The 25,308-nt window shown below is 68.7% G+C and carries 29 protein-coding genes and 1 riboswitch; of the genes, 8 read left to right on the top strand and 21 right to left on the bottom strand.

The genetic code is table 11. The features are described from left to right. The first annotated feature begins 14 nt into the window (after positions 1–14). Positions 15–485: a hypothetical protein gene (locus VAE53_RS06010; protein ID WP_322818466.1), complete on the top strand. Its 471-nt coding sequence runs from the start codon at positions 15–17 to the stop codon at positions 483–485. Positions 486–493: 8 nt separating this feature from the next. Here the strand turns inward: VAE53_RS06010 and VAE53_RS06005 are convergent, their stop codons facing one another. The 6 genes from VAE53_RS06005 to VAE53_RS05980 form a co-directional block, all read right to left on the bottom strand. After that, positions 494–961, bottom strand: coding sequence for a DUF2269 family protein (locus tag VAE53_RS06005; protein ID WP_322818465.1), 468 nt, complete (start codon positions 959–961; stop codon positions 494–496). A gap of 85 nt (positions 962–1,046) precedes the next feature. Beyond that, positions 1,047–1,697 (bottom strand): cytidylate kinase-like family protein, encoded by a 651-nt coding sequence (locus VAE53_RS06000; RefSeq protein WP_322818464.1) that lies wholly within the window; start codon positions 1,695–1,697, stop codon positions 1,047–1,049. A gap of 25 nt (positions 1,698–1,722) precedes the next feature. Then, positions 1,723–2,262 (bottom strand): hypothetical protein, encoded by a 540-nt coding sequence (locus VAE53_RS05995; protein ID WP_322818463.1) that lies wholly within the window; start codon positions 2,260–2,262, stop codon positions 1,723–1,725. Next, a complete protein-coding gene (locus tag VAE53_RS05990) occupies positions 2,259–2,741 on the bottom strand; it encodes a hypothetical protein (RefSeq protein WP_322818462.1) in 483 nt (160 codons plus the stop codon). Before VAE53_RS05990 ends, VAE53_RS05995 begins: the two co-directional genes overlap by 4 nt. A gap of 67 nt (positions 2,742–2,808) precedes the next feature. Beyond that, positions 2,809–2,948: riboswitch (cyclic di-AMP (ydaO/yuaA leader) on the bottom strand. An 86-nt stretch (positions 2,949–3,034) separates the two neighbouring features. Then, complete coding sequence (locus VAE53_RS05985; RefSeq protein WP_322818461.1) at positions 3,035–3,421, bottom strand: cupredoxin domain-containing protein; 387 nt, start codon at positions 3,419–3,421, stop codon at positions 3,035–3,037. Further along, on the bottom strand, positions 3,418–4,266 hold the full coding sequence (locus VAE53_RS05980; RefSeq protein WP_322818460.1) for an FTR1 family protein: 849 nt from the start codon (positions 4,264–4,266) through the stop codon (positions 3,418–3,420). The genes VAE53_RS05985 and VAE53_RS05980 overlap by 4 nt, the downstream gene beginning before the upstream one ends. A 138-nt stretch (positions 4,267–4,404) precedes the next feature. Between VAE53_RS05980 and VAE53_RS05975 the strand changes: the two genes are divergently transcribed. Continuing rightward, positions 4,405–5,664, top strand: a complete 1,260-nt coding sequence (locus VAE53_RS05975) for an NYN domain-containing protein (protein WP_322818459.1) — start codon at positions 4,405–4,407, stop codon at positions 5,662–5,664. Positions 5,665–5,675: 11 nt separating this feature from the next. On the opposite strand, the gene VAE53_RS05970 is transcribed toward VAE53_RS05975, so the two are convergent. The 8 genes from VAE53_RS05970 to VAE53_RS05935 all read right to left on the bottom strand — a co-directional run bounded on the left by VAE53_RS05970 (position 5,676) and on the right by VAE53_RS05935 (position 13,384). Beyond that, positions 5,676–7,301 carry a CTP synthase gene (locus VAE53_RS05970; RefSeq protein ID WP_322818458.1) on the bottom strand — a complete coding sequence of 542 codons (1,626 nt, stop codon included), beginning with the start codon at positions 7,299–7,301 and terminating at the stop codon, positions 5,676–5,678. 70 nt (positions 7,302–7,371) lie between these two features. Next, positions 7,372–7,839, bottom strand: coding sequence for a SufE family protein (locus VAE53_RS05965; RefSeq protein WP_322818457.1), 468 nt, complete (start codon positions 7,837–7,839; stop codon positions 7,372–7,374). Positions 7,840–7,912: 73 nt separating this feature from the next. Then, on the bottom strand, positions 7,913–8,782 hold the full coding sequence (locus VAE53_RS05960; RefSeq protein ID WP_322818456.1) for a sulfurtransferase: 870 nt from the start codon (positions 8,780–8,782) through the stop codon (positions 7,913–7,915). Between the two features lie 97 nt (positions 8,783–8,879). After that, positions 8,880–9,695, bottom strand: coding sequence for an SDR family oxidoreductase (locus VAE53_RS05955; protein ID WP_322818455.1), 816 nt, complete (start codon positions 9,693–9,695; stop codon positions 8,880–8,882). Further along, the gene (locus VAE53_RS05950; RefSeq protein ID WP_322818454.1) at positions 9,692–11,182 is read right to left on the bottom strand and encodes an acetyl-CoA hydrolase/transferase C-terminal domain-containing protein; all 1,491 of its coding nucleotides are present in this window, start codon (positions 11,180–11,182) and stop codon (positions 9,692–9,694) included. Before VAE53_RS05950 ends, VAE53_RS05955 begins: the two co-directional genes overlap by 4 nt. Continuing rightward, positions 11,179–11,688, bottom strand: a complete 510-nt coding sequence (locus VAE53_RS05945; protein WP_322818453.1) for a hypothetical protein — start codon at positions 11,686–11,688, stop codon at positions 11,179–11,181. The genes VAE53_RS05950 and VAE53_RS05945 overlap by 4 nt, the downstream gene beginning before the upstream one ends. 5 nt (positions 11,689–11,693) lie before the next feature. Next, a complete protein-coding gene (locus VAE53_RS05940; RefSeq protein WP_322818452.1) occupies positions 11,694–13,079 on the bottom strand; it encodes an aromatic ring-hydroxylating dioxygenase subunit alpha in 1,386 nt (461 codons plus the stop codon). 23 nt (positions 13,080–13,102) lie between these two features. Further along, positions 13,103–13,384: a hypothetical protein gene (locus VAE53_RS05935; RefSeq protein WP_322818451.1), complete on the bottom strand. Its 282-nt coding sequence runs from the start codon at positions 13,382–13,384 to the stop codon at positions 13,103–13,105. A 119-nt stretch (positions 13,385–13,503) separates the two neighbouring features. Here VAE53_RS05935 and VAE53_RS05930 point away from each other — a divergent pair, with 119 nt between their 5' ends. Next, positions 13,504–13,785, top strand: a complete 282-nt coding sequence (locus tag VAE53_RS05930) for a hypothetical protein (protein WP_322818450.1) — start codon at positions 13,504–13,506, stop codon at positions 13,783–13,785. Here the strand turns inward: VAE53_RS05930 and VAE53_RS05925 are convergent. Continuing rightward, positions 13,782–14,333 (bottom strand): carboxymuconolactone decarboxylase family protein, encoded by a 552-nt coding sequence (locus tag VAE53_RS05925; protein ID WP_322818449.1) that lies wholly within the window; start codon positions 14,331–14,333, stop codon positions 13,782–13,784. The genes VAE53_RS05930 and VAE53_RS05925 overlap by 4 nt on opposite strands. 2 nt (positions 14,334–14,335) lie before the next feature. Further along, positions 14,336–14,782, bottom strand: coding sequence for a hypothetical protein (locus VAE53_RS05920; protein WP_322818448.1), 447 nt, complete (start codon positions 14,780–14,782; stop codon positions 14,336–14,338). A gap of 77 nt (positions 14,783–14,859) precedes the next feature. Between VAE53_RS05920 and VAE53_RS05915 the strand changes: the two genes are divergently transcribed. Together VAE53_RS05915 and VAE53_RS05910 are read left to right on the top strand one after the other, a co-directional pair. Beyond that, on the top strand, positions 14,860–15,624 hold the full coding sequence (locus tag VAE53_RS05915) for an SDR family NAD(P)-dependent oxidoreductase (protein ID WP_322818447.1): 765 nt from the start codon (positions 14,860–14,862) through the stop codon (positions 15,622–15,624). 85 nt (positions 15,625–15,709) lie between these two features. After that, positions 15,710–16,141 (top strand): DUF3237 domain-containing protein, encoded by a 432-nt coding sequence (locus tag VAE53_RS05910; RefSeq protein ID WP_322818446.1) that lies wholly within the window; start codon positions 15,710–15,712, stop codon positions 16,139–16,141. Here VAE53_RS05910 and VAE53_RS05905 read toward each other — a convergent pair whose 3' ends face one another. The 5 genes from VAE53_RS05905 to VAE53_RS05885 are packed head-to-tail and all read right to left on the bottom strand — an operon-like array spanning position 16,142 to position 21,826. Further along, positions 16,142–17,515, bottom strand: a complete 1,374-nt coding sequence (locus tag VAE53_RS05905) for an NAD(P)/FAD-dependent oxidoreductase (RefSeq protein WP_322818445.1) — start codon at positions 17,513–17,515, stop codon at positions 16,142–16,144. After that, positions 17,512–18,837, bottom strand: a complete 1,326-nt coding sequence (locus tag VAE53_RS05900) for a dihydrolipoamide acetyltransferase family protein (protein ID WP_322818444.1) — start codon at positions 18,835–18,837, stop codon at positions 17,512–17,514. The genes VAE53_RS05905 and VAE53_RS05900 overlap by 4 nt, the downstream gene beginning before the upstream one ends. Then, complete coding sequence (locus tag VAE53_RS05895; RefSeq protein ID WP_322818443.1) at positions 18,827–19,834, bottom strand: NAD(+)/NADH kinase; 1,008 nt, start codon at positions 19,832–19,834, stop codon at positions 18,827–18,829. Before VAE53_RS05895 ends, VAE53_RS05900 begins: the two co-directional genes overlap by 11 nt. Before the next feature lie 2 nt (positions 19,835–19,836). Further along, positions 19,837–20,838, bottom strand: coding sequence for an alpha-ketoacid dehydrogenase subunit beta (locus tag VAE53_RS05890; RefSeq protein ID WP_322818442.1), 1,002 nt, complete (start codon positions 20,836–20,838; stop codon positions 19,837–19,839). A 19-nt stretch (positions 20,839–20,857) separates the two neighbouring features. Further along, positions 20,858–21,826, bottom strand: a complete 969-nt coding sequence (locus tag VAE53_RS05885) for a thiamine pyrophosphate-dependent dehydrogenase E1 component subunit alpha (protein ID WP_369294031.1) — start codon at positions 21,824–21,826, stop codon at positions 20,858–20,860. Positions 21,827–21,988: 162 nt separating this feature from the next. Between VAE53_RS05885 and VAE53_RS05880 the strand changes: the two genes are divergently transcribed. The 3 genes from VAE53_RS05880 to VAE53_RS05870 all read left to right on the top strand — a co-directional run bounded on the left by VAE53_RS05880 (position 21,989) and on the right by VAE53_RS05870 (position 25,296). Then, positions 21,989–22,645, top strand: a complete 657-nt coding sequence (locus VAE53_RS05880) for a TetR/AcrR family transcriptional regulator (protein WP_322818440.1) — start codon at positions 21,989–21,991, stop codon at positions 22,643–22,645. A 134-nt stretch (positions 22,646–22,779) separates the two neighbouring features. Continuing rightward, positions 22,780–23,565, top strand: coding sequence for an SDR family NAD(P)-dependent oxidoreductase (locus tag VAE53_RS05875; protein ID WP_322818439.1), 786 nt, complete (start codon positions 22,780–22,782; stop codon positions 23,563–23,565). A 12-nt stretch (positions 23,566–23,577) separates the two neighbouring features. Further along, a complete protein-coding gene (locus VAE53_RS05870) occupies positions 23,578–25,296 on the top strand; it encodes a PEP-utilizing enzyme (protein WP_322818438.1) in 1,719 nt (572 codons plus the stop codon). The last annotated feature ends 12 nt before the right edge of the window (positions 25,297–25,308 follow it).

The raw sequence follows: 25,308 nt of genomic DNA, 5'->3' as shown, positions 1-25,308 counted from the left end.
GGCAGAATCAGCGGGTGAGGCAGGCGTTTTTCGGCAGGCCGCAGGATTCGTTCGTGCCGGGCGGGGCGCACGTGGCGGTCTACGTGGTGCCGGTCTTCGCGGGGCAGCTGCTGGTGTTCGATGTCGATGCGCCTGGGGTGCGGGGCCGCTGGCTCCCCTGGACGGTGCTGGAGTACGGGGCGAATCCGTACGAGACGGCGGCGGCGCTGGGCGATGACTGGTGCGAGGGGGCGGTATCGGCGCTGGAGGTGGTGGATGTGCTTTCGTTTCCTTACGAGCTGGATGGCTGGGAGCTGGCGCTGGTGTTCCGAGCGGAGCTGACGACGCCCCCGAGGGGAGATGCGCACCGCCGGCCGGTGTTGGTAGCCCCGGGGAGGCTCGATGCTATCGGCCCGTTCGACCCGGTGGATTTGTTGCGATGGGTGGAACGTGGCGCGGCCTGCGACCCGGGGGTGGGGCGGGGGGCCGATCCGCTCGTCTTCTGAGAGCGACGTTAGAACGGCTTGAAGACGGCGAGCCAGGAGAGGAGTGGCACGCTGAGGACGAGGATGGTGCCGAATACGATGGGGACGCGGTCTTCGAGCACTTGGCGGAGTTCTTCGGTTTCTTCGCCTTTTTTCTGGGCGATGAGGGCAGCGAGGCGTGCGCGGCGGAGCCCGAACCCGAGCAGGGGCAGGCAGACGAAGTAGAAGAGGATGTAGAGGAGGGTGAGGACGCCGAGCCAGGCGTCTCGGAGGAAGTTGTACTCGGCGGCGACGGCCCAGAAGAAGCCGGTGATGCCGCTGGCCATGGCGCCGGGGAGGAGGACGCGTGTTTCGTTGTTGGCGGCTTCGATGAGGAGGGTGGCGCGGTATTTCAGGTCGTTGGTGGCCCAGGCACGGAGGATGAGGGGGTAGGTTGCGCCGAGGCCGGCGCCGAGCCAGATGAGGGAGAGGACATGGACGATGCGCCACCAGTCCAAGCGATGCCTCCGAATGGGTCTGGGGTGCGGAGCACCGATTGCTCCGCACCCCAGACTAGGTGCAGCCAGTGACTGGGTCGAGGGTTCAGGCGGCGGCCGGCTGCAGGAGCTGGAGCGCGGAGAGGATGACGCGGGCTGCTGCGGCCGGTTCGAGCCGGTCGGTGTTGATGGCGAGGTCGTAGCTCGCGGGGGCGAGCCATTCGGCGCCGAAGTAGTCGCGGAAGTAGGCGATGCGTTCGGCATCGGTTCGGCGGGCGAGTTCGCGCGCGTGGTCTTCGTCGCAGTGCATTTGCTGGACGATGCGGCCGACGCGGGCGGGTTCGCTCCCGGTGACGAGGACGCGGAAGACGCCTGGCCGGTCGCGCAGCATGAACTGGGCGCCGTGGCCGAGGAAGACGACGCGCCCGTGATTCGCGAAGTCTTCGACGACCTGCTGGACGAGCTGGCGGTAGTCGGCCGAGGTGAGGATGGGGGTGGCGCCGATGTTGACGGGCTCGCCCCACTGGACGGCGCCGGCGGCGGGGTTGCGGGCGAGGGCCTCGAGGATGCGGGCGAAGAAGGAGGGGCGGCGCTCGGCTTCGGCGATGGTCTCGGGGGAGACGCCGGCTTCGATGGCGGCCTCTTGGACGATGCGGTAATCGAGGAGGCGATACTGGAGTGCTTCGGCGACGCGGGCGGCGATTTCTTCGCCGCCGGTTCCGACTTGGCGGGCGATGGTGATGACGGAGATGGGCATGGTGCTTCTCCTGGCGATGGGCCGCCTATTCTACGACGGTGAGTTCGCGGGGTGAGGTGGCGGCGATGGTGACGATGCCGCCGATTTCGCTGACGGTGCCTTTGACGCAGACCTCGCGGTTGGCGAAGCCGAGGAGGGGGTCTGCGGGGAAGTTGGCCCGGCTGCCCGAGGGGATGACGACCTCGACGCGGAGGAGGGCATCCATCGGGGCGCCGACGGCGAGGACGGCATCGCCGTTTCGGTCCATGACGCCGAAGACGCGCCCTTGGACTTCGGCCTGCTGTCCGCGGTAGATGCGGGCCTCGAGCGGGCCGACGGGTGCGGTGCAGGTGAACGTGGGCTGGAAGACGACGGGGGTGGCAGTCGCCTCGGGGGTGGCGTTGGCGGTGGTGGGGGCCGGGCTGGCGGCGCCGGTGGGCGAGCCGGTGGCCGTGGCGGCGGGGCTCTGGGCGGCCGGGGTGGGCGTCGCTCCGTTGTCGTCGTCTCCGCCGCAGGCGGCGAGGAGGATGGCGGGGAGGACAACGGCGAGGAGAAGCGCGGCCGGGCGGCCGCCTGGATACCTCAAGAGGCTACCTCGAGGACACGCCGCGCGGGGATGGCGACGGCTGGCGTGAGCGCGGGCGAGAGGCGGTGGACGGGCCAGAGCAGCGTGCCATAGGTGAACTCGCCGGTGGAGGGGTGGTATTCGACGGGGCCAGCGATGCCGCAATCGACGGCTATTTCGCTGGCGAGTTCGCGAATGACGGCCCGGATCTCGTCGAACCGGACGACACGGAGGGAGACGGCGAGCGACTCGCGCCCGATATCGGCGGAGACGCCGGTTTGGGGATGGGGAGGGACGAGCCCATCGACGGGGAGATGGACTTCGCAGAGGAGGTCGGTTTTGATGCGGACGAAAGGGAGGCCGACGATCCGCTCGCCGGAGACGAGTGCCCAGGAGCGGAGGCGGGTAGCGGCTTCGGCGACGCGGGTGAGTTGGAGCTCTGCTTCTCGGTAGACGGTGCGGCGGGGGCCGATGGTGGATGGCGAGATGGCGTATTGCATGCGCGTACCTCCTTGGTGCTGGCGGCGGGCCCTGGCGGCCCGCCAGTGGCCGGGTTGCAGAGGAGGCAGAGGCTCCTCCGAACGCCTACGGGGTTAGCTGACGGGTTCGGCGTCGGAAGTCGCCGTCCTTCCGGTGAGGGAAGGATTCACCCCGGTGGGTGGGTCCCCCGTTCCCGGGCGGGGCCCGGGATTCGGCACCTGCAGGGTACCACAGGCCGAGCGCGGTGGGAGACGCCGGCCGGTGGTTGTTATGGGGTTGTAATCTGGGGTGAGGGCGGTGTGAGGCGAGGGGCTTAGGGGGCCGCGATGCGGACGGTGAGCTCCATGCCGGCGGCGCGGTGGCCGGTGATGTCGCAGTAGATGGGGTATTGGCCGCTCTTGGGGGCCGTCCAGGTGATTTTGCGGGTTTTGCCGGCGGGGATGACGACTTCGTCGATGCCGGCTTCGTCGCTTTCGAATTCGTGGTCGCCGCTGCCTTGGTTCTCGACGTAGAAGGTGACTTTTTCGCCTGGGGCGAGCTGGAGGGTGGCGGGCTGGAAATACATGGTGCCATCGGGGCGGTCGCCGGCGAGGATGTCGATTCGTCGGCCTTCTTGGCCGGAGCAGGCGACGGAGGCTGCGGCGAGGGCGGCCAGGGCGAGGGGAAGGGCGAGCCGGGCGAGGATGGTGCGGTGGTTCATGCGGCGGGGACTCCGGGGGTGGCTGCCGGGCGGGCGGCGGGCCGGCCGGCGAGGATGAAGATGGCGACAGCGAGAAGGAGGTAGCTCGCGTAGGCGATGACCTGGCCGGCGAAGGGGCTCGCGTCGTAGCCGAGGAGGGTTGCGAGGAAGCGGCCGGCGCCGTAGTTGTCGGGCAGAAGGGTGTAGGTGTCCCAGAGGCGCGGACCGAGCCCGAAGAGGAGGTCGGCTTCGTGGAGTTCTTCGAGCGCGTTGGGAATCATGCCGGCTGCGAGGAGGATGAGGGCGATGGCGGTGACGTTGAAGAAGCTGCGGAGGGGGATGGCGGCGGAGCCGCGATAGATGGCGATGCCGGCGACGGTGGCGAGGGCGAGGCCGGCGATGGCGCCGAACCAGTAGGCACCGATGGATTCGGCGCGGCCGCTGCCACCGAAGAGGAAGAGGGCGGTTTCGAGGCCTTCACGGCCGACGGCGCTGAAGGCGAGGAGGCCGAGGGCGAAGCCGGAGCCGGTATCGAGGGCGAGGTCGACGCGCTGGCGGAGTTCGCGGCCGATGGTGGCGGACTGGCGGCGCATCCAGGCGAGCATCCAGGTGAGGACGGCGGCGGCGAGGAGCATGGCTCCGCCTTCGATGGCTTCCTGCCAGCGTCCGGGGAGTTCGAGGGCGAGGAGCTCGAGGGCGAGCGCTGCGCCGATGCTGACGATGCCGGCGAGGCTGGCGCCGAGCCAGACGGGGCGGGTGGTTGCCCTGGGTGCGGCGCGGTGGAGGTAGGAGAGGACGATGCCGAGGATGAGGGCGGCTTCGAGGCCTTCGCGGAAGGTGATGAGCAGGGCGTAGATCATGCGCATTCCTCGAGGATGACGTGCGATGTTATCTCGCAGCTGATGACCGTACTCTAGAAATTAGGCGTACCTAATGTCTAGTGACAGGAATGACACATGAGCGTGGGGCATGAGGCGGGGAGGGCGATCGGGTAGGATGGGGGTATGCGAGAGGGTGCGGCCGGCGGCGGCCAGGAGGATGTGGCCCTCCTGGTGGATTGGGAGAATTTGAAGTTCAGTCTGCAGCAGCGGAACCGGCGGCCGAACGTGACGGCGCTACGTGAGGCGGCGGAGCGGTTCGGCCGGGTGGCGTATGCGCGGGCGTACGCGGATTGGATGGACCCGGTGCATGCGGGTGATCCTGCATCGTTGTACACGGCGGGGCTGGAGCCGGTCTATGTGCTGACGCGCCGGTACACGACGGCGGAGGGGGATGCGCGGATCCAGAATTCGGTGGATGTGAAGCTGGCGGTGGATTGTGTGGAGGCGAGCCACCTCTATCCGAACATCGGCACGTTCGTGATCGCGTCGGGGGATCACAGTTTTTTCCATGTGGTGATGTTGCTGCGGGCGCGGGGGAGGCGGGTGGTGGTGATCGGGGTTTCGTGGGCGACGTCGGGGCAGCTGGTTCAGCAGGCGGATGTGGTGCTCTATTACGACCTGGATGTGGATCCGGAGGTGGATGGGGTGGGTGGTGCGGCGCCGAAGGAGCCGGTGGTGGTGGCGAAGATCGATCCGAGGCTGGCGGGGGCGGCGGCTCGTGCGCTGGAGCTTGCGCAGGCGAAGGGCCCGCTGACGGCGGAGCCGCGCGAGATCGTGGATGTTCTCGGGGCGATGATGGCGGTGGTGGAGGATTTTCGGAAGAACGGCCGCGATCTGCCGCTTTCGCTGGTGGGGCAGGAGCTGCAGAAGCGGATGCCGCAGGCGGATTTTCAGCGCTTGGCGCGTGGGCGGGCCGGTGATTTTGCCCGGGCGCTGCACGAGGCGGGGCTGATCCGGATGGTGAACGCGGATTTTACGGATTGGCTGTTTTTGCCGAACGAGCGCTCGGAGGTCTCGGAGGTGATGGTGCGCTCGCGGAATGTGGGGCAGGAGCCGGCGAAGTACGACTACACGCGGTTCAACTACAGCGACTTGGGGGAGGATCAGCGGCACCAGGTGATCGTGGCGGTGCACGACGAGCGGAACAGGCCGGGGGTTGGCTGGCTGACGTTCAATCGCATCGTGGAGACGTTGAAGCCGGTGGTCCGCCGTGAGGAGACGGACGTGAAGAATTTGGTGAGCAGCATGATTGCATGGGGTGTGTTGCGTACCGGCGAGGTGCGGACGGGGCATGCGCCGGATACGGGGGCGGTCTACGAGTACAAGACGTTCGAGCTGGACCTTCAGCACCCTGATGTGCGCCGGGCTCTCCACCTGGAGTAGGACGGTCGGGGTCAGGCGGTAGCGGGTGCTGCGGCCCCGGCGGGCTGATGGGCAAGGGCGGCGCCGATGAAGGCACGGAAGAGCGGGTGTGGCCGATTGGGCCGGCTTTGGAGCTCGGGGTGGAACTGGGTGCCGAGCATGAATGGATGGTCGACGACTTCGGAGATTTCGACGAGGGCGCCATCGGGGGAGGTGCCGCTGACGCGGAGCCCGGCGGCTTGGAGGCGGGGCCGGTAGGCGTTGTTGAACTCCCAGCGGTGGCGGTGGCGCTCGCTGACGAGGTCGGCGCCGTAGGCGCGCTGGGCGACGCTCCCAGGGAGGAGGCGGCAGGGGTAGGCGCCGAGGCGCATGGTTCCGCCGAGGTTGACGACGCCGTGTTGTTCTTCGAGGAGGCTGATGACGGGGTGCGGGGTCTCGGGGTCGAATTCGGTGCTGTTGGCGCCGACGAGTCCGGCGGCGTTGCGTGCGAATTCGGTGACGAGGGCTTGCATGCCGAGGCAGAGCCCGAGGTAGGGGGTGCGGGTGGCGCGGCAGTATTCGGCGGCTCGGATTTTGCCTTCCCAGCCGCGTTCGCCGAAGCCGCCGGGGACGACGACACCGGCGACGCCGGCGAGGAGGTCGGCGGGGGGGCGGGATTCGAGGGCTTCGGCGGGCACCCAGCGGATGGCGACTTCGGCTTCGTGGGCGATGCCGGCGTGGACGAGGGCTTCTTTGACGGAGATGTAGGCGTCGCGGAGTTCGACGTATTTGCCGACGACGGCGATTTCGGTGGTGTGGCGGGGGTGTTTGAGGCGGTGGACGAGGGCGCGCCATTCGGCGAGGTCGCGCTGGCCGGTGAGCCCGAGGCGGTCGAGGACGAAGTCGCCGAGCCCGCGTTCTTCGAGGGTGATGGGGACTTCGTAGATGGTTTCGGCGGTCTCCATGGGGATGACGGCGCGTGGTTCGACGTCGCAGAAGAGGGCGACCTTGTCGGTGATGTCGCGGGGGACGGGGTGATCGCTACGGAGGACGATGACGTCGGGCTGGATGCCTTTGGAGCGAAGTTCGCGAACGGAGTGTTGGGTGGGTTTGGTCTTGAGTTCGCCGGTGGCGCCGACCCAAGGGAGGAAGCAGACGTGGACGCTGAGGCAGGTGTCGCGTGGTTGTTCGTGGCGGATTTGGCGGATGGCTTCGATGAAGGTTTCGCCTTCGATGTCGCCGACGGTGCCGCCGACTTCGCAGATGAGGACATCGCAGCGGGTCTGTTCGGCGACGCTGTAGATGCGGGCTTTGATTTCGTTGGTGAGGTGGGGGACTTGCTGGATGGTGCCGCCGAGGTAGTCGCCCCGGCGTTCGCGTTCGAGGACGGCGAGGTAGACTTGGCCGGAGGTGACGGAGGAGGCGGCGGTGAGGTCTTGGTCGATGAACCGTTCGTAGTGGCCGAGGTCGAGGTCGGTTTCAGCGCCGTCGACGGTGACGAAGACTTCCCCGTGTTGGTAGGGGGACATGGTGCCGGGGTCGACGTTGAGGTAGGGGTCGAGTTTTTGGATGGAGACTTGGATGCCGCGGGATTTGAGGATGCGGCCGAGGCTGGCGGTGGTGATTCCTTTGCCGACCGAGCTGACGACGCCGCCGGTGACGAAGATGAATTTCGGCATGGCCTCCTGCGTCCCGCGTTGCTCGTTCGATGCTACGTCCGGGCTGGGCGGCGGTCAACGAACATTTGTGTTACGTGGTGCTGGGGGTGTTGGCGGCCTGGCGGGCGGCGAGGCGTTGGCGGGCGAAGGTGGTGACCATGTCGGCGATGCCCATGAGGCCCATGCCTTTGCCCATGGAGACTTCTTTGCCGAAGACGGTGAAGACGGCGTCGCAGGGGACGGCGGCGACTTGTTCGAGGGGCTGGCCGGAGAGGGTCTCGTCGAGGATGACGGCCCAGGCTTTGGCGGAGAGCCCTTGGGGGTTTTCGACGGCGAAGTGGAATTTGAGGGTGCCGTCGGGGAGGTCTTCGGCCCAGACGTAGGCGTCGGACTCGCATTTTTGGACGTGGTGTTCTTCGGGGAAGGGGCGGGTGGCGATGCGCTCGGGGACTTCCTGGAATCGGTCGGCGTATTCGATGAGCAGGTCGATCCGCTCTTGGCGGTCGGCGAAGGCGAAGTCTTCGATGACCTGCTGGAAGGCTTTGGGGGGCTGGGCCATGGGGTGCTCCGGGGAATGGTGCGGCGGGCAGCCGGGCCGCCCGCCGCTGGTCTCGATTCCAGGGTAGCGAATGTCAGCGTTCGATGGGGACGCCGACGGAGTTGCCCCACTCGGTCCACGAGCCGTCGTAGTTGCGGACGTTGGGGTAGCCGAGGAGGTATTTGAGGACGAACCAGGTGTGGGAGCTGCGTTCGCCGATGCGGCAGTAGGCGATGACTTCGTCGTTGGGCGAGAGGCCCTGTTCTTGTTCGTAGATGGCGCGGAGTTCTTCGGCGGATTTGAAGGTGCCGTCTTCGGGGTTGGCGGCGCGTGCCCAGGGGACGTTTTTGGCGCCGGGGATGTGGCCGCCGCGGAGGACGCCTTCCTGGGGGTATTCGGGCATGTGGGTGCGTTCGCCGGTGTATTCCTGGGGGCTGCGGACGTCGACGAGCTTGACGCCGGTGCCGAGCTTTTTGAGGACTTCGTCGCGGAAGATGCGGATTTTGGTGTCGTCGCGTTCGGGGGCGCGGTATTCGGTGGGCGGGTAGGTGGGGACTTCTCTGGTGAGGGGGCGGCCTTCTTTTTCCCATTTGAGGCGGCCGCCGTCCATGACTTTGGCGTTGGTGTGGCCGAAGAGCTGGAAGACCCAGAAGGCGTAGCAGGCCCACCAGTTGTTTTTGTCGCCGTAGAAGATGACGGTGGTTTGGGGGGTGATGCCGATGCGGCTGGCGAGTTTTTCGAATCCGACGCGGTCGAGGTAGTCGCGGCGGAGGGGGTCGTTGAGGTCGGCTGCCCAGTCGACTTGGACGGCGCCGGGGATGTGGCCGGAGGGGTAGAGGAGGGGGTCTTCGTTGGATTCGATGATGCGAATGGTGGGGTCGTCGAGGTGGTCGGCGACCCACTGGGTGCTGACGAGGACTTCAGGGTGGGCGTATCCGCGGGTGGCGATATCGGCGTCGGTCATGGCGAATGCTCCGTTGGGTTCGGGGAGGATTGCGGCTGGGCCGCTGGTTTCTACTTTACGGCGCGGTCCGAAGAAAGTCGAGTGAGGAAGTCAACAATTATCGAGAGGCGAGGAAGTCGTCGCGATCGGGGAGGCGGCGGGTGAGTTGGCCGCCATCGACGGGGAGGTCGTGGCCGGTGATGAAGCTGGCGGCATCGGAGGCGAGCCAGGTGATGGCTTCGACGACGTCGTCGACGGTGCCCATGCGGCGGAGTGGGGTTTCGCGGATGAAGGCGCGAACGACGGGGGGGACGAACATGTGGGCGGTCATGGGGGTTTCGATGAGGCCGGGGGAGACGACGTTGACGCGGACGCCGTGGGGGCCGTATTCGAGGGCGGCGATGCGGGTGATGTGGTCGATGGCGGCTTTGGAGCCGCCGTAGGCGGCGAGGCCTTCGCCGACGAGCCGGGCGGTGATGGAGGAGATGGTGATGAGGGAGCCGCCGCCGCTAGCAGCCATGGCGTTGGCCATGTGGCGGATGAAGGAGACGGCGCCGAGGAATTGGACGCTGGCCATGGCGTGGAGCCGCTCGGGGGTGAGGTCGCGGATGGGGGTGCTTTGCTCGAAGCCGGCGGTGTTGAGGGCGATGTCGAGGGTGCCGTATCGCTCGAGGGCGAGCTGGGCGAGCGCGGCGACTTGGTCGTCGCGGGTGATGTCGCAGGGGACGGGGATGGCGTTGCATTCGCGGGCGAGGGTTTCGAGCGCTGGCAGCCGGCGGGCGGCGGCGATGACGGTGGCCCCTTCGCTGGCGAAGCGGAGGGCGGCGGCGCGGCCGAGGCCGGAGGATGCGCCGAGGACGACGGCGATTTTGCCGGCGAGCCGGCGGGCGGGGTGGGTGGTGGGTGGGGCTGGGGTGGTGGGCTCGGAGCTCATGGGAGGGTGCCCCAGAGCTGTTTTGCCTGGGCGCGCAGTTCGGCGCGGTAGTCGGGATGGGCGATGGCGATGAGCTCTTCGGCGCGCTGGCGGTGGTTCTTATCGAGCAGACGGGCGATGCCGTATTCGGTGATGACGGTGTCGGCGAGGTAGCGGGGGACGGTGACGAGGGTGCCTTCGGGGTGCTGGGCGACGATCTTGGAGATGGTGCCATCGAGGGCGGTGGACCGGAGGACGGTGATGGCCCGGCCGTCGGGGCAGAGGGCGGCGGAGAGGTGGGCGTCGGGCTGGCCGCCGGTGCCGTTGACCATGTGGCCGCCGAATCGATCTTCGCTGGCGACTTGGCCGAGGAGGTCGACGGCGACGGCGCTGTTGATGGAGGTCATCTGGCGGTTCTGAGCCATCAGGAGGGGGTTGAGGAGGTAGTTGGAGTCGTACAGTTCGAAGGCGGGGTTTTCGGCGATGATGCGGAGGTCGGTCCCGTCGCAGCCGGTCCAGGCGGTGGCGACGGCGCGGCCGCGGTGGATGGATTTGCGGGCGCCGGTGAGGACGCCTTTTTCCCAGAGGCGGGCGAGGCCGGGTGAGCCGAGCTCGGTGTGGAGGCCGAGGTCGTGGGCGTGGTCGAAGGCTCCGGCTTTGAACATGAGGGAGCTGGGCTGGCCGACGCCGACTTGGATGGTGTCGCCGTCGCGGATGAGGGTCTTGAGGTGGTCGGCGATGGCTTGGGCGGCGGGGTCGACGTCGGCGAGGCCGAAGGCTTGCTGGAGAATGCCCGGCGGCATGAGGTGGAACATGTCTTCGACGAGGGCGACTTGGTCGGGCGATGCTTGCTGGAGGATGTCGAGGAGGGCGGCGCGGTGTTCGGGTGGTGCCTGGGTTTCGATGCGCTGGCGTACGGCGGGGAGGTCGACGGGTTGGATGTAGCCATCGACGAAGGTTTCGATTTCGGAGATGTGGATCCAGGTGTCGCCGTAGACGGGCTGGATGTTGGGGTCGATGGCGGCGATGGTGTGGCGGCAGCGGCGGACGTAGGCTTTTTTGTGCCACATGTGGGGGCCGAAGTTGACGTAGCCTTTTTCGTTGGGCGGAGAGACGGCGACGAGGAAGACATCGGGGATACGGGCTTCGGGGCGGCCGGCATCGAAGGCTTTGAAGCCGAGCATGAAGGTGTTGGGGAGGTAGGTGGCGATGCGCTGGTCGTGTGCGGGGCGGAGGGCATCGCCGATGAAGAGCTCGATCTCTTTTTCGCCTTTGGGGCCATCGGGAGAGAAGATGGGCACTTCGCGTGGGGCGAGGCAGCGGATATCGACGCGGTCGAGCTGGCGGGCGCGTTCGAGGAGGGCTTGGGTGAGGATGCCTGGGCAGAGGATGCCGAGTCCGACGAGGTGGCCGTTCTGGACGATCTGGAGGGCTTCGGCGGGGCTCTTTTTGCGTGCTTCGAATTCGTCGCGCCAGTTGGTGTAGTGACGGGTGGTGGGTGCGGTCATGGTGGGTCCTCCTGGGGGCTGGGCGGGGGTGGGGCGGGCCGAATGGCGGCGACTTCGCGGGCGGCCCGGCGGATGGCTTCGGGGAAGGCGGCCGGGGGGAGTTGGCCTGTCTGGAGGCGGCGGACTGTGGCGTGGACGGCGGCGAGGATGGCGAGCTGGCGGGTGGCTTCGCGGGCGAGCCAGGCGGGCGGGGCGGCGGCGGCGTGGCTGCGGAGTTCGTCGGCGGTGTACAGCCCGGCCTCGCGAAGGAGGCCGGGCAGGCGGTACAGGACGAAGGGGCGAAGGTCGGGCAGGGCGCTGTGGAAGGCGGCGGTGGTCTGGCCGAGGGGCGCGTGTCGAAACGCCCGGCGAGCGGTGGTTTCGAGGTGGGAGCGGGCGCTTTCGAGGGCGCGCAGGAGTTGTTCGGATTCGGCGGCGGTGGCGGATGCCGCCTGGGCGAGAGCCTCGGCGAGCGTCTCGGGGGTGGGTGGGTTTTCGAACCAGGCGAGCGCGCAGGGCGCGGGCATAGCCGCTATTCGAGCTCCATCCAGCGGTCGTAGAGCTGGTGGAAGTGGCGGATTTTGGTTTCGTTGTAGCTGGCGAAGACGACTTCGGGCCGTTTCATGGTTTTGAGGCCGATCTGGACTTTGGGGATGTTGAAGGTGTCCTGGTTGAAGACGCGGGCGAGCATGCCGAGTTCTGGGGCGTCGGCCCAGTCGTCATCGGGGCCGAGCCAGTGGATGGGGGCTGCGGGGGGCTTGGGCTCGCCTTTGGGCCAGGGGGCGAGGAACATGCACTCCATGATGCATTCGTCTGGGTTGTCTCCGTGGGGGCGGAAGCGGTAGGTGATCCGGTTGAAGGCCCCCCAGGGGTGGAAGTTGGGAAAGACGGTGAAGTAGAAGGAATCGAGGTATTCGGCGTCGCAGTAGGTGTCGGCGTCGTCGCCGATGACGGCCCGCATGCCTTCGCGGCTGAGCATGGCGGCGAATTGGCGGGCGCTCATGCCGGGTGGGACTTCGGCGAGGGGCGGGGTATCGAGGTTGCGGTCGAACATGGCATCGAGCATGTCTTGCTGGCTGGGGGTTTCGCGCAGGTGGGGGCTGGGGGTGCCGTTGGGGGTGATGGCGCGGGAGAAGTTGCCGAAGACGTCGTATTGGGAGTTGGAATCGCCGATGCCGCTGAGGAGCTGGGGGTGGGTGGCGACGACGTGGTAGGCCTCCATGAAGGCTTCTTGAGCGACTTTCCAGTTGCAGCGGAGGATTTTGGCGACGTGGGCCTGTTTGAAGCGGTTGGCGAGGTCCCACCGTTGGAAGTGGCGGGGGAGTTCGCCGAGGAATTGCTCGAGGGGCTCGGCGTCGGGGTCGGGGTTGATGAAGACGAAGCCTCCCCAGGTGCCGACTTTGACTTCGGGGAGGTGGTAATCCCGTTCGTTGACTTCGGGGAAGTCCCACTGGCAGACGACTTCTTTGAGGGAGCCGTCGATTTCCCAGCACCAGCCGTGGAAGGGGCAGCGGAATTCTTGGGCGCCGCGGCCATCGAATTCGCGGAGTTGGCGGCCGCGGTGGAGGCAGGCGTTGTGGAAGGCTTGGATGCGGTCGGGTGCGCTACGGACGACGAGGAAGGAGAGGTGGGCGATGTCGTAGACGATGTAGTCGCCGACTTCGGGGATGTCTTCTTCGCGGCAGGCCATTTGCCAGACGCGCTTCCAGATTTTTTCGACTTCCCGGTCGTGGATGGCTTTGCTGTAGTACTGTTCGGCGGGGACGCGGGTGACGCCGGGGGCGATGGGCGATTCGCGGCGGAGGACTTCCGGCACGGGGCGGGAGTCTTGGTCGAGCAATTCTTGGTAGAGGGTGCCTGCGGAGCGGTAGCCGGCTTCGGTGGGACGTCCCTGGTCGCCAACGGTCTTGAGTGCCATGGTGGGTGCCTCCGTGGGAAGGTTCAGTCGTGGACGATTTCGATGCCGCGGGCACGTTCGGCGCGGTGGCCGAGGCCTTCGACGGGCTTGCCGCCGACCCAGATGAGCATGTGTGGGTCGGCGTAGGTGAGGGGGCCTTCGAGGTGGCGGGTGGTGAGGGCATCGAAGATGCCCCAACTTTCGCCTTTGGTGACGTGGACGCGGTTGCCGGGGAGTTCGAGGTAGATGGCGCCGGAGAGGGGGTGGCGTTTTTTGCGGGGTGGCCGGTCGAGGGCGGGCGCGGGTTCGGGTGGTGTTTCGGCCATGGCTATCGTCTCTGCCAGATTTTTGGCCGTATGGCCAGTGCGGCGACTATACTGTGCGCCAGAAACGATTGCAACGGTCTCTTCCGGCTATCGACCGGGGGAATCGGAGGGAGGGCACGATGCGACGGTGGGAGGGCGAGGCCGAGCTCGAGGTGCTGCGGGCTGGCTATCGGCGGCGGGTGATGCTGGAGCTGTTCACGAAGCCGACGCCGCCGGGGCGGGTGCAGGGCTGGGGTGGGGCGTTTCGGGCGGAGCCGTTGGTGGTCCCTGCGATCGGGCGGGGGGTGGTGACGCTGGACGATGGTGACCAGCTGGAGGTGATGGTGGAGAGCTTCGATGCGGTGACCGGCAAGGGGACGCTCTTCGGGCTGGGCGCGCCGCCGCGGGTGTTGCGGGCTTAGGCGTCGGTGGCGGCGTGCTGGGTGCGCGCTGGCGTGGAGCCTGGCGTGGGCAGGACGGTGACGGGCATCCGCTCTGGTTCGAGGCCGAGGGTGATGAGGACTTTGGCGAGGCCGAGGAAGAGGCCGACGCCGAGGGTGAGTTCGGCGAGGCCGGCTTCGCCGAGTTCGGCGCGGAGGGCGGCGCCGAGGGCCGGGGTGGCACGGGCGGGATCGCCGATGATGGCATCGGTGTACTGGAGGATGAGCTTTTCGCGTGGGGAGAGCGGTGCTTCGAGGTAGTGGTCGTCGACGAGGGCGAGGGTGACCTCGTCGAGGCCTTCTTCTCGTGCGAGCGAGAAGCGGACCTGGCGGCAGAAGCCGCAGGCGGTGACTCTGGCGTTACGGATGCGGGCGAGCTCTTTGTCGCGCTGGGAGATGGCCGGGTCCATCCAGAATTTGGCGTAGAGGTCGGCGAATCGCCGCTGGATCTCGGGGGCGTGGGCGAGCACGGTGTGGAAGGCGGGCGGCTGCTGGGGGATGGCGGAGGGAACGCGGGGGACGGTGGACATGGTCAGGCTCCTCGGAGGCGTTGGGCGACGGTGGTCATCCGGCAGAGGGCATCGAACATGGCGAGGGCGGCGAGGAGGGTGACGACGGCGCGTTCGCCGCACGCTTCGCGGAAGGCGAGGACGGGCGGGTCGGCGAGCTCGTGGTGGCTCCAGGGGATGTGGCTGGCGATTTCGAGCGCGAGCCGATCGGAGTCGGGAAGGGCTGGCGGGATCTCTCGCCGGGCGAGCGCTTCGATTTCGACGGCCGGGAGCTCGGCGAAGGTGGGGCCGCAGGTGGTGGGGTCGGCATCGTGGAGGGCGGCGACCATGCGGCGGCAGCGCTCGAGGGTGGGGGCGGGGAGGGCGGTGGTATCGAAGCAGGCGGCGAGGAAGTGGGCGAAGTCTTCGTGCAGCGTGGGGATGGGGGCGAGGTGCTCGGAGAGTGGCCCGGGGATGACATTCGGTGCCATGTGGCGCATGTTGGACTATTGGCCAAAGCTTTGTCCAGCAGGATAAACTGCCGGCGATTCGTTTCTGGGAGGAAGCCATGGAGATTGCGGGCAAGGTCGCGCTGGTGACGGGCGCGGGTTCGGGCATTGGGCGCGCGTGCGCGGAGCGGCTGGCGCGGGAGGGCGCGAAGGTGGTGGTGGTCGATGTCGACGTTGCGGGCGGGGAGGAAACGGTCCGGCGGGTGGCGGCGGCTGGGGGAGAGGCGGTGTTCGTGCGCGGCGATGTGGGGACGCCGGAAGGTATCGCGGAGACGTTCCGGGCGGCGAAGCGGGTCTTCGGTCGGCTGGACATCGTGCACAACAATGCGGGGATCATGACGGGCGATACGCCGGGCTGGCCGGACGCTCCGCTGGAGAAGGTGTACCGCGTGATTGCGGTGAACACGTCGGGGGTGGTGATGGGGACGCGGGCGGCGGTGGAGGCGTTCCGGGAGCACGGCGGGGGCGGTGTCGTGGTGAACACGGCGAGCATCGCGGGGCTGGGGCCGCTGCCGTTCGACCCGGTGTACGCGGCATCGAAGGCGGCGGTGATCCACTTCACGAAGTCGTGCGCGATGTTGAAGGAGCTGGAGAATGTGCGTGTGAACGCGGTGGCGCCGGGGATGGTCGATACGCCGATCATTGCGAAGACGGGCGATGGGACGCGGCCGGCGAAGTGGCTGGAGCCGTCGCTGGAGGGGGCGGTGCTGCTACCGCCGGAGCGGATCGCAGAGGAGGTGGTTCGGCTGATTCGGGATGACGCGCTCGCGGGGGAGGTGAGTGTGGTGATGCACGAGAGCGCGCAAGCCGCTGGGGGCGGGTAGGATCGGGCGGGCTGCCGCCCGGGGGCTGGCCGGGGGCCATTGGCCAACCGGTGGTTGGAGATTCTCGTGAAAGGATGGTCTGGAGATGGCACTGGAGAGTCTGCCGGTCGAGTTCCTTTTTACGATGACGGCGAATGTCGGGGCACCGACGATGATTCCGGGGGGCCCCCAGGGGTCGCGGCTGATCGTGAGTGTGCCGGGTGGGACGTTCGAAGGTCCGAAGTTGCGGGGGACGATCGTGGCGCACTCGGGGGGCGACTGGGTGACGCTGCGGCCGGATGGGAGCATGAAGCTCGACGTGCGCCTGACGCTGCAGACGGATGACGGGGCGTACATCCTGATGACCTATACGGGGATCGGCACGCGTGCGAGCGATGGGAGCACCAAGGTGTATTCGACGCCGCTCTTCGAGACGGGGGCCGAGAAGTATGCTTGGTTGAACGGGGTGCAGGGGGTGGGGGTGGGGAGCACGGGTCCCCAGGGCGTGACGTACGAGGTGTACGCGCTTCGGGTGTAATCAGGTCCCGAGGCGGCGGGCGGCTTCGGCGAGGAGCTCGAGGGGCGACGGGTGCCAGCCGACGAGCGTGGCGATTTGGTCGGCGGTGACCTCGGCTTGCATGAGTGCACCGAGGGAGGCGATGAGTTCGTGGGCGCCCGGCCCGGCCGCCTGGGCGCCGAGGATTTCTCCGGTGCGGCGATCGGCGTGGAGGCGAAGGAGGCCGGGGTGGCCGCCCCGCGCGATTGCGGCCGCGGTGCCTTCGAAGCCGAGGGTGGCACTGGCGAGGGGGAGGCCGGCGCGCTCTGCGGCGGCAGCGGTCAGGCCGACGGCGGCGAGGGGCGGCACGGTGTGGACGAGGGTGGGGATGGCGCCGAGCCGGACGGGCGTCGGTTGGCCGGCGGCGCCGGCACCGGCAGCGCGGCCCTGGGCTGCCGCCATCGAGGAGAGCATGCCCCGCCCGGTGATGTCGCCGGCGGCGTAGACGCCGGGTACGGGCGTGGCGCACGTCTCGTCGACGGGGATGGCGCCATCGGGGGTCGGGGCGAGGCCCAATCGCTCGAGGTGGAGGCCCCGGGTATCGAGGACGCGTGGATCGGCGGCGAGGACGACGGCGGCGTCGACCTGCTGCTGGCCGGTGGCGGTCGCGAGGGCGATGGCGCCGTCCGTGGCAGCGATGGGTGAGGCTCCGGCGAGGACGGTGATGCCGAGCGGCGCGAGGAGGTCGACGACGAGGGGCTGGAGGTCGTCGTCGAAGGCGGGAAAAACGGCTGCTCGGGGCTGGGCGAGGGTGACTTGGGAGCCAGCGAGCGCGAGGAGCACCGCGTATTCGAGGGCGAAGGTCCCCTCGGAGGGACCGCCCCCGAGGACGAGGCAGGAAGGGGGCGGCTGACGCCAGGTCTGGACGATATCCGGGGTGACCAGGCGGTCGGCGGGCAGCCCGAGAATGGTGGGGGGTTCCCAGCGGGCGCCGCAGGCGATGACGACGGCGTGGGCGGCGAGTTCTCCGCTGCCTTCGAGGGTGAGCCGCTGAGGTTCGAGGAAGGCGGCGTGCCCTTGGACGACTTCGACGCGGGCGCGGCGCAGGGAGCTTTCGACGGCCTTGGCGAGGGTGCGCGCGAGTGTCCGGGCGCGGTCGTTGGCGCGGCCGAGTTGGAAGCTTTCGCCGGCGGCGAGGATGCCGCCGACGGCGAGTTCGCGGGCGCGGGCGAAGCCTTCCGCGGCATCGAGCAGGATGGAGGTGGGGATACAGGTGAAATGGACGCAGGAGCCGCCTGGGCGCTCGGCTTCGACGAGGGCGACGGTGGCGCCGAGGCGGGCGGCTTCGAGGGCTGCAGCGACGCCGGCGGCGCCGCCGCCGATGATGGCGACGTCGTAGGGGGGCGGCGCGCTCATGGCAGGAGGAGCCGATAGGGGGATTGGAGGAGGTCGCGGATGGTAGCGAGGAAGGCGGCCCCGGGGGCGCCATCGACGGCGCGGTGGTCGATGGTGAGGGAGAGGGTGAGGGTCCGTGCGCGGATGGGGCGATCGCCATCCCAGCGGAGGTCATCGACGATCTGGCCGATGCCGAGGATGGCGACGTTGGGCGGGTTGATGATGGGGGTGAAGAATTCGACGCCGGCCATGCCGAGGGAGGTGACGGAGAAGGTCTGGCCGGCGTAGTCATCGAGCCCGAGGGTCCCGGCGCGGGCGGCTTCGGCGAGGCGGGAGGTTTCGCGGGCGAGGTCGTGCAGGGGGAGGGTATCGGCGTTGCGGATGACGGGGACGACGAGGCCGCTTTCGAGGGCGACGGCCATGCCGATATGGATTTCTGGTTCGAGGACGATGGCATCGGGCTCGACGCGGGCGTTGAGGGCAGGGTGCTGGCGAAGGGCGCGGGCGACGGCCCGGATGACGAAGTCGGTGATGGAGGGGCGGATGCCCTCGGGCTGCCACTCGACGATGAGCCCTTCGCGGAGGCGGAGTGCTTCGTCCATGTGGACGCGCATGCCGAGGGTGAGCTGTGCCATCTCCTGGAGGCTGCGGTGCATGCGGTCGGCGATGGTCTTGCGCATGCCGCGGAGGGGGAGGCGCTGGCCTGGGGCGGGGGTAGAGGCAGCGGGGGGAGCGGGAGGCGGGGTCGGGGCGGGCCGGGTGGCGGCGGCTTGGACGTCTTCTTTGGTGATGCGGCCGCCCGGGCCGGTGCCGTGGACGCTGGTGAGGTCGACGCCGAGCTCGCGGGCGAGGGCACGGGCCACGGGGGTGGCCGGCGGGGGTTCGGCGGGGGCGGGGGCGGTATGGGCGCGGCGGACGTCGTCTTCGGTGATGCGGCCGCCCGGGCCGGTGCCGAGGACGGTGGTGAGGTCGACACCCAGCTCGGCCGCGAGGCGGCGGGCGGCGGGCGAGGCGAAGACCTGCCCTGCCTGGGGTGGCGGGGGAGGCGGAGGCGGCCCACTGGCTGGTGTGGGGGCTGGCGGCGGAGCGGCAGCTGGTGGGGCTTCGCCCGGGGCGAGGATGTAGCCGACGACGGAACCGGGCGGGAGGGTGGTGCCGGCCGGGACGGCGTGGTGGAGGGTGCCATCGGCTTCGGCTTCGACCTGGAATTCGATTTTTTCGGTTTCGAGGCGATAGACGATATCGCCGGCGCGAACCTGGGCACCGTGGGGCACGAGCCATTCGGCGACGGTGCCTTCGGTCATCGTCATGCCGAGCTTGGGGATGAGGACGTCAGTGGCCATGGTTCGCTCCTGGGGATGCTTCGGCGAAGAGGCCGGCCGCGGCTGCTCGCCGGAGGATGCGGCCGGGTTCGAGGACGAGGGGACCCCGGGAGCAGGGAAGGAGGCGCGCACGCTGCCCGGGGAGAAGGCGGCGCTCGCGTTCGCCGTCGAGCGCGAGAATTCCGGGTCCGTACCATTCGATGGGCTCGCCGAAGGGGATGGGCCGATGGCTGCGAACCGGGATCGGGACGACGAGCCCGGGGGCGAGCGGAACGCGGACGGTGTGGCCGGGTTCGCCGAATTCGAGGGCGAGTGCACCGGCGGCCGGTTCGGGGAGGCCGAGCATCCCGCCGATGGCGGCCAAGCCGGTGACGGCGGGGTCGGAGCGAAGGAGGAGGGCGGCGAGGAGCTCGGCGGGCTTCCAGACGGCACGGGTACCGCTGAACTGGCCCTGGACGAGGGCGGCATCGACGAGGGCGAGGTCGGGCGGCTCGCCATCGATCTCGACGTGGATGGAGGGGTACTGGTGGGCGGCGGCCAGGAGGGGAACGCGGCCACTGGCGACGAGGCCGGCTGCGAGGCCGGCGATGGTCGGCTCGCAGGCGAGCGGAAAGACGTTGTTGGTGCCGGTGGAGAGGGGCAAGAGGGGGATTTCGGGCCAGGCGACGGCTGCGGCTCGACAGGTACCATCGCCGCCGAGGACGACGACGGCGCCGGCGCCGCGTTGGCGGAGGAGGCAGGCGGCAGCGCGCGTATCGTGGGCGGAATCAGTGAGGTCGATGGGCAGGGGTTCGGCTCGGAGCTCCGGGGTGAGCCCGTGGAGGGCTTCTTCGACGAGGCGATGGGGGCCGGGCAGGTACTGGACGTGGAGGGGGCCCGAGGCCGCGACTCCGCTGAGGAGCCGCCGGAGGATGCCGCGCTTGGCGGCATCGGTGACGACGGCGGCGTGGGCGACGAGGCGGCGGATGTCTTTCCCGGAGGCGGGATTGGCGATGATGCCGAGGATGTGGGGCTCCATGGTCAGGCGGCGCGCCCGAGCAGGCGCAGGACCTCTCCGACGATGCGGTCGGCGTTGGGGACGTAGTGGGCCTCGAGCGCGGGGCTGAAGGGTACGGGCGAGAAGGGGGCGCCGACGCGCCCGACGGGTGCATCGAGGTAGTCGAAGGCTGCTTCTTGGATTTGGGCGGCGATTTCGGCGCCGAAGCCGGCGAAGCGGACGGCTTCGTGGACGACGAGGGCGCGGTGGGTCTTGCGGACGGACTCGACGAGGGTGGCGGTATCGAGGGGGACGAGGGAGCGGGGGTCGATGACTTCGGCGTCGATGCCGTGTTCGCGCAGCTTTTCTGCGGCGGCGAGGCTTTCCTGGACCATGCGGCCGGTGGCGACGATGGTGAAGTTGGTGCCGGGGCGGAGGATGGCGGCCTGGCCGAGGGGGATTTCGTACATCTCTTCGGGGACGGGGCCGGCGAAGCCGAGGAGGGCCTTGTTGTTGACGACGATGACGGGGCTGTCGTCGTGGACGGCGGCGATGAGGAGCCCTTTGGCTTCGTAGGGGCCCGAGGCCATCACGACTTTGAGGCCGGGGACGTGGCAGAACCAGGCTTCGAGGCTCTGGGAGTGCTGGGCGGCGAGGTTGAGGCCGGCGCCGGCCATGGTGTGGATGGTGAGGGGGAGGCGGGCCTTGCCGCCGAACATGTAGCGCATTTTGGCGGCCTGGTTGACGAGTTGGTCCATGGCGACGCCCATGAAGTCCATGAACATGATGTCGATGATGGGGCGGAGGCCGGTGGCGGCGGCGCCGACGCCGAGGCCGACGAGGGCCGCTTCGGAGATGGGGGTATCGACGACGCGTTCGGGGCCGAATTCTTCGAGGAGGCCGCGGCTGAAGCCGAAGACGGAGCCGTAGAGGGCGACGTCTTCCCCGGCGAGGAAGACGGTGGGGTTCTCGTGCATGAGCTGGCGGAGGGCTTCGTTGATGGCCATTACGACGGGGAGCTGGCGCTGGGCGGTTGCGGTGGTCATGGCGGGGGCTCCGTGGGGGCTAGCTGGCGTAGACGTCGGCGACGAGGGTGGATGGGTCGGGGAAGGGGCTGGATTCGGCGAAGGCGACGGCCTCGCGCACTTCGGCTTGGATACGGTCGCGGACGGCGGCGGCGCCAGCGGCATCGAGGATGCCGAGTTCGGCGAGCCGGCCTTCGAGGAGGGTTATCGGGTCGCGTTCGCGCCAGGCGCGGACTTCGTCGTCGGAGCGGTAGACGACGCCCATGCCGCGGACGCCGACGTGGTCGAAGAAGCGGTAGGTTTTGCACTCGAGGAGGGTGGGCCCTTCGCCGCGGCGGGCGCGGGCGACGGCTTCGCTGGCGGCTTCGTAGACGGCGACGACATCCATGCCATCGACGACGATGCCCGGGAAACCGTAGCCGGCGGCGCGGTCGGCGATATCGCGGATGGCCTGGTGGCGCTCTTGCCGGGTGAATTCGCCGAAGCCGTTGTTTTCGCAGACGAAGATGAGGGGGAGGCGGTAGAGGCCGGCCATGTTGGCGGCTTCGTGGAAGCTGCCTTCGTTGGAGGCGCCATCGCCGAAGAAGCAGGCGGTGATGTTTTCGGTTTTTCGGTATTTGTTGGAGAAGGCGGCGCCGACGGCGATGGGGGGGCCGCCGCCGACGATGCCGTTGGCGCCGAGCATGCCGAGGTCGATATCGGCGATGTGCATGGAGCCGCCTTTGCCGTGGCAGTAGCCGGTGGCACGGCCGAAGAGTTCGGCGAACATTTGGCGGAAGTCGCCGCCGACGGCGACGAGGTGGCCGTGGCCGCGGTGGGTGCTGGTGACCTGGTCGCCGGGGCGGAGGTTGGCGGCGACGCCGGCGGCGACGGCTTCTTCGCCGACGTAGAGGTGGAGGGCGCCGGGGATGCGGCCGGCTTCGGAGAGCCGGCCAGCCTCCTCTTCGAAGAGGCGGATGCGAAGCATGCGGCGATGGAGGTCGAGGAGGGTTTCGGAGCTGGGCGTCATTGGCATCACCGGATAGGACTTTGGCTGGCCGTCCAAGCGCGCGCTACTGTACCGAATCGTTTGGGGGAGAAAAAGGGGCGTTCAGGGCGTTGGGCTGGTAGTCTGGATGCAAGACAGCAATACCAGTGCGGAGGCCAGGTATCCGCGGGAGCATTGTGACGTATGGCTCGATTGGATATCAATGCGATTCGACGGCGACAGATTATCGAGGCGGCGGTGGCGGTGATGGCGGAGAAGGGGTGGGCGGAGACGTCCATCGACGAGGCGACCCGGCGGGCGGAGGTGAGCCGGGGGCTGGTCTCGTACCACTTCAAGGACAAGGCGGACCTGCTTTCGGGCGTGCTGGCCCGGTGCCAGGAGATTTTCAACGAGTCGGTGGCGGAGGGGGTGGCGAGTAGCGAGGACCCGGTCGTGCAGATGCGCCGGGTGCTGGAGATTTCGGTCGATCTGGCGGTCGTGAATCCAGTGCCGTACGAGGTGTTCGTCCAGTTCACGGCGAGTGCCAAACGGGATCCGCGGCTGGGGGAGGAGATCCGGGCGCTCTGGGATGGCTTCCGGAAGTACACGGCGCGGGCGATCGAGGCGGGGCAGCGGAAGGGTGTGTTCCGCGCGGATATCGATCCGATGGTCGCGGCGACGCGCCAGATCGGGGCGGTGACGGGCATTGCGTTGCAGTGGCTGTTGGAGCCGGGCGCCTTCGATTTCCCTGCGACGAAGCGGGAAACGGTGGACATGCTGATGCGTGCGCTGGTGGCGGAGGGGGTCGACCCGCAGGCTGGCGCGGAGCGGGCTGAGGTTTCGGCGAGCCTCGACGGCTGAACCCGGGGTTCGGCTCGCGGGGTTTGGCCAGTTCCTTGGCCGATCTTCCAATCTTTCGGGCAATGTGGTAAAAGCGTCCGGCAGCAGTGGCGGGGCATCTCCGAGCATGCCCCGCGGCATCCGGAGGGACGCAGATGCAGATGCTCGAAGGGAAGGTGGCCGCGGTGACCGGAGGGAGCCGCGGCATCGGCAGGGGGCTCGTCGAGGCCTTCCTGCGGGAAGGGGCGCTCGTCGCTTTCTGCGGGCGCGACCGGGCGAAGGGCGAGCGGGCGCTGGCGGAGCTAGGGGCGAGCGACCGGACCGTGTTCGTGCAGGGGGATGCGCGGCAGAGCGCCGATGTGAAGCGGCTGGTGGACGCGGCGGTCGAACGGTGGGGTCGGCTGGACATCATGGTGAACAATGCGGGCGGTATCACGAAGCCGGCTCCCGTGGCGCAGCTCGACGACGAGGCGTGGGAGAACGATATCCGCTGGAATCTGAGCAGCGTGTTCTACGGGACGAAGTGGGCGCTCCAGCAGATGATTCCGCGCGGCTGGGGGCGGATCATCAATATCTCGTCGGTGGAGGGGAAGCAGGGGGTGGCCGGGATGGCGGGGTACGCGGCGGCGAAGCACGGGGTGAATGGTTTGACGAAATCGACGGCGTTGGAGGTGGGGCGGTTGGGCATTACCTGTAACGCGATCTGCCCGGGACTGATCATCACGGATGCGGTGCGGGATTCGGGGGATGCGACGGCGAAGGCGATGGGGCTTTCGGGGCTGGACGAGATGGTGGAGAAGATTTTCAAGGCGAAGACGGCGACGGGCGATATCAACACGGTCGAGCAGGTCGCTGCCGTCGCCTTGCTTTTGGCGAGCGATGTGGGCGCGGGGATCACGGGTGCGTGCATTTCGGTCGATTGCGGCACGGCGCAGTACTGAGGGGGCGGGACGATGGCCAACGGAAAGCTTTGTTCGTGGGATGCGGAGCCGAACCCCCGCTACCGGTTGGTGACGACGGGGAACGTGGAGGAGGTGCTCCCCGGGGTGATCAAGCCCCTGACGGCGGATTTGATCAACCAGTGGGATTATCGCTTCACCACGCGGATGGCGGAGGAGCTCGGGGTGTTGGACCTGGTGCCGACGGCGCCACCGCCGGCGATGAACGTGCTCGGGGTGGTAGGCGGGCGGTGGACGCTCGGGGTGGCGTGGTCGATGGCGATTACCTCGACCTATCAGGTGAGCGGCGGGACGGACATGCTGCAGCAGTTCGTGGAGGGGGATGCGCTGACGGCGGCCCAGGCGCAGGATGTGGAGCGGGCTCGGGCGGCGCGCAAGCGGATTGTGGCCAGGTGGAGGAATGCGGAGCGTGAGATCGCGCGGGGGACGGCGGTTTCGACGAGGGCGTATCGGCAGGCGTGGGCGCGTGAGTATCCGCGCGCGAGCGGTGCCGATCTGCTCCGGGCGATCGACGAGAACCTCGAGGTTGTGGCGGGGCTGTTCGTTTCGCATGTGATCGTTTCGGTCGGTGGCGCGGAGTACACGGGGATGCTGGGTGGGATCCTCGACCAGTACGTGCCGAACCACCCGGCGAGCTGGGTGACGACGCTGACGAGCGCGCTGCGGGATGTGGAGAGCGCGAAGCCGGGGAAGGCGACGTGGGACTTGGCGCGGGCGGGGAGGCGGAGCCCAGCGATCGCGGTGGCGTTCGCCGAGCTGCCGACGGAGGCGCTTTTGGCACGGCTGGCGGCGCCGGTTTCTCCGGCCTGGGAGGAGTTCGCGGCCGGGTACCGGGAGCTGGTCCGGGAGTACGGGTTCCGTGGGCAGCGGGAGACGGACCCTTCGACGCCGACGTGGGACGAGGCACCGGGGTTCCTGATCGGGGCGCTGCGGGCGGATATGGCTGCACCGGCTTCTGCGGATCCGCACCGGAAGGAGGAGCGAGCGGCGGCGGCGCGGGAGCGGCTGGAGGCGCGGGTGGAGGGGTCGCTGCCGAAGGAGGCTCGGCGGCAGTTCCGCGCGACGCTGACGATGGCGCAGCGGCTGAATCGCGGCCGCGAGGGGACGAAGGCGAACTGGGCGCGGGCGTGCCGGGCGTTTCGCCCGCCGTTGCTGGAGATCGGGCGGCGGCTGGCGGGGCGGGGTGCGCTGGAGCGGGCGGAGGATGTGTTCTTTCTTCGGCTGGCCGAAGTCCGGCAGTTCGAGACGCTGGACGCGGCGGTGGCGAAGGCTGCTATCCGCGACCGGATGGAGGAGTTTCACCGGCTGGAGGGGTACCGGTTGCCGGAGGGGGTGTTCGAGTTGCCGACGCAGCTGGTTCCGATCGGGGCGGCGGCCGGGCCGGGAGCGACGAGTCTGTGCGGCCAAGGGGTGAGCCCTGGGAAGGCGACGGGCCGGGCGCGCGTCATCCGGAGCGTGGAGGCGGCGCTGGAGACGGAGGTGGAGCCGGGCGATGTGCTGGTGCTGCCGGTGTTCGACGCGCCGCTGGCGCCACTCTTCGTTCCCGCTGCGGGGCTGGTGGTGGAGACGGGCGGGATGTTGAGCCATGCCGCGATCGTGGCGCGGGAGTACGGCATCCCCGCGGTGGTCGGTGCGAAGGACGCGACACGAGTTATCCGCGATGGTCAGGCGGTGACGGTGGACGGGGATGCCGGAACGGTGACGCTGGCGTGAGCAGGTCGAGAA

It is taken from the genome of Tepidiforma sp. (genome assembly GCF_034432735.1).
Taxonomy (GTDB): domain Bacteria; phylum Chloroflexota; class Dehalococcoidia; order Tepidiformales; family Tepidiformaceae; genus Tepidiforma.
This window is presented reverse-complemented; position numbering and strand designations above follow the sequence as displayed.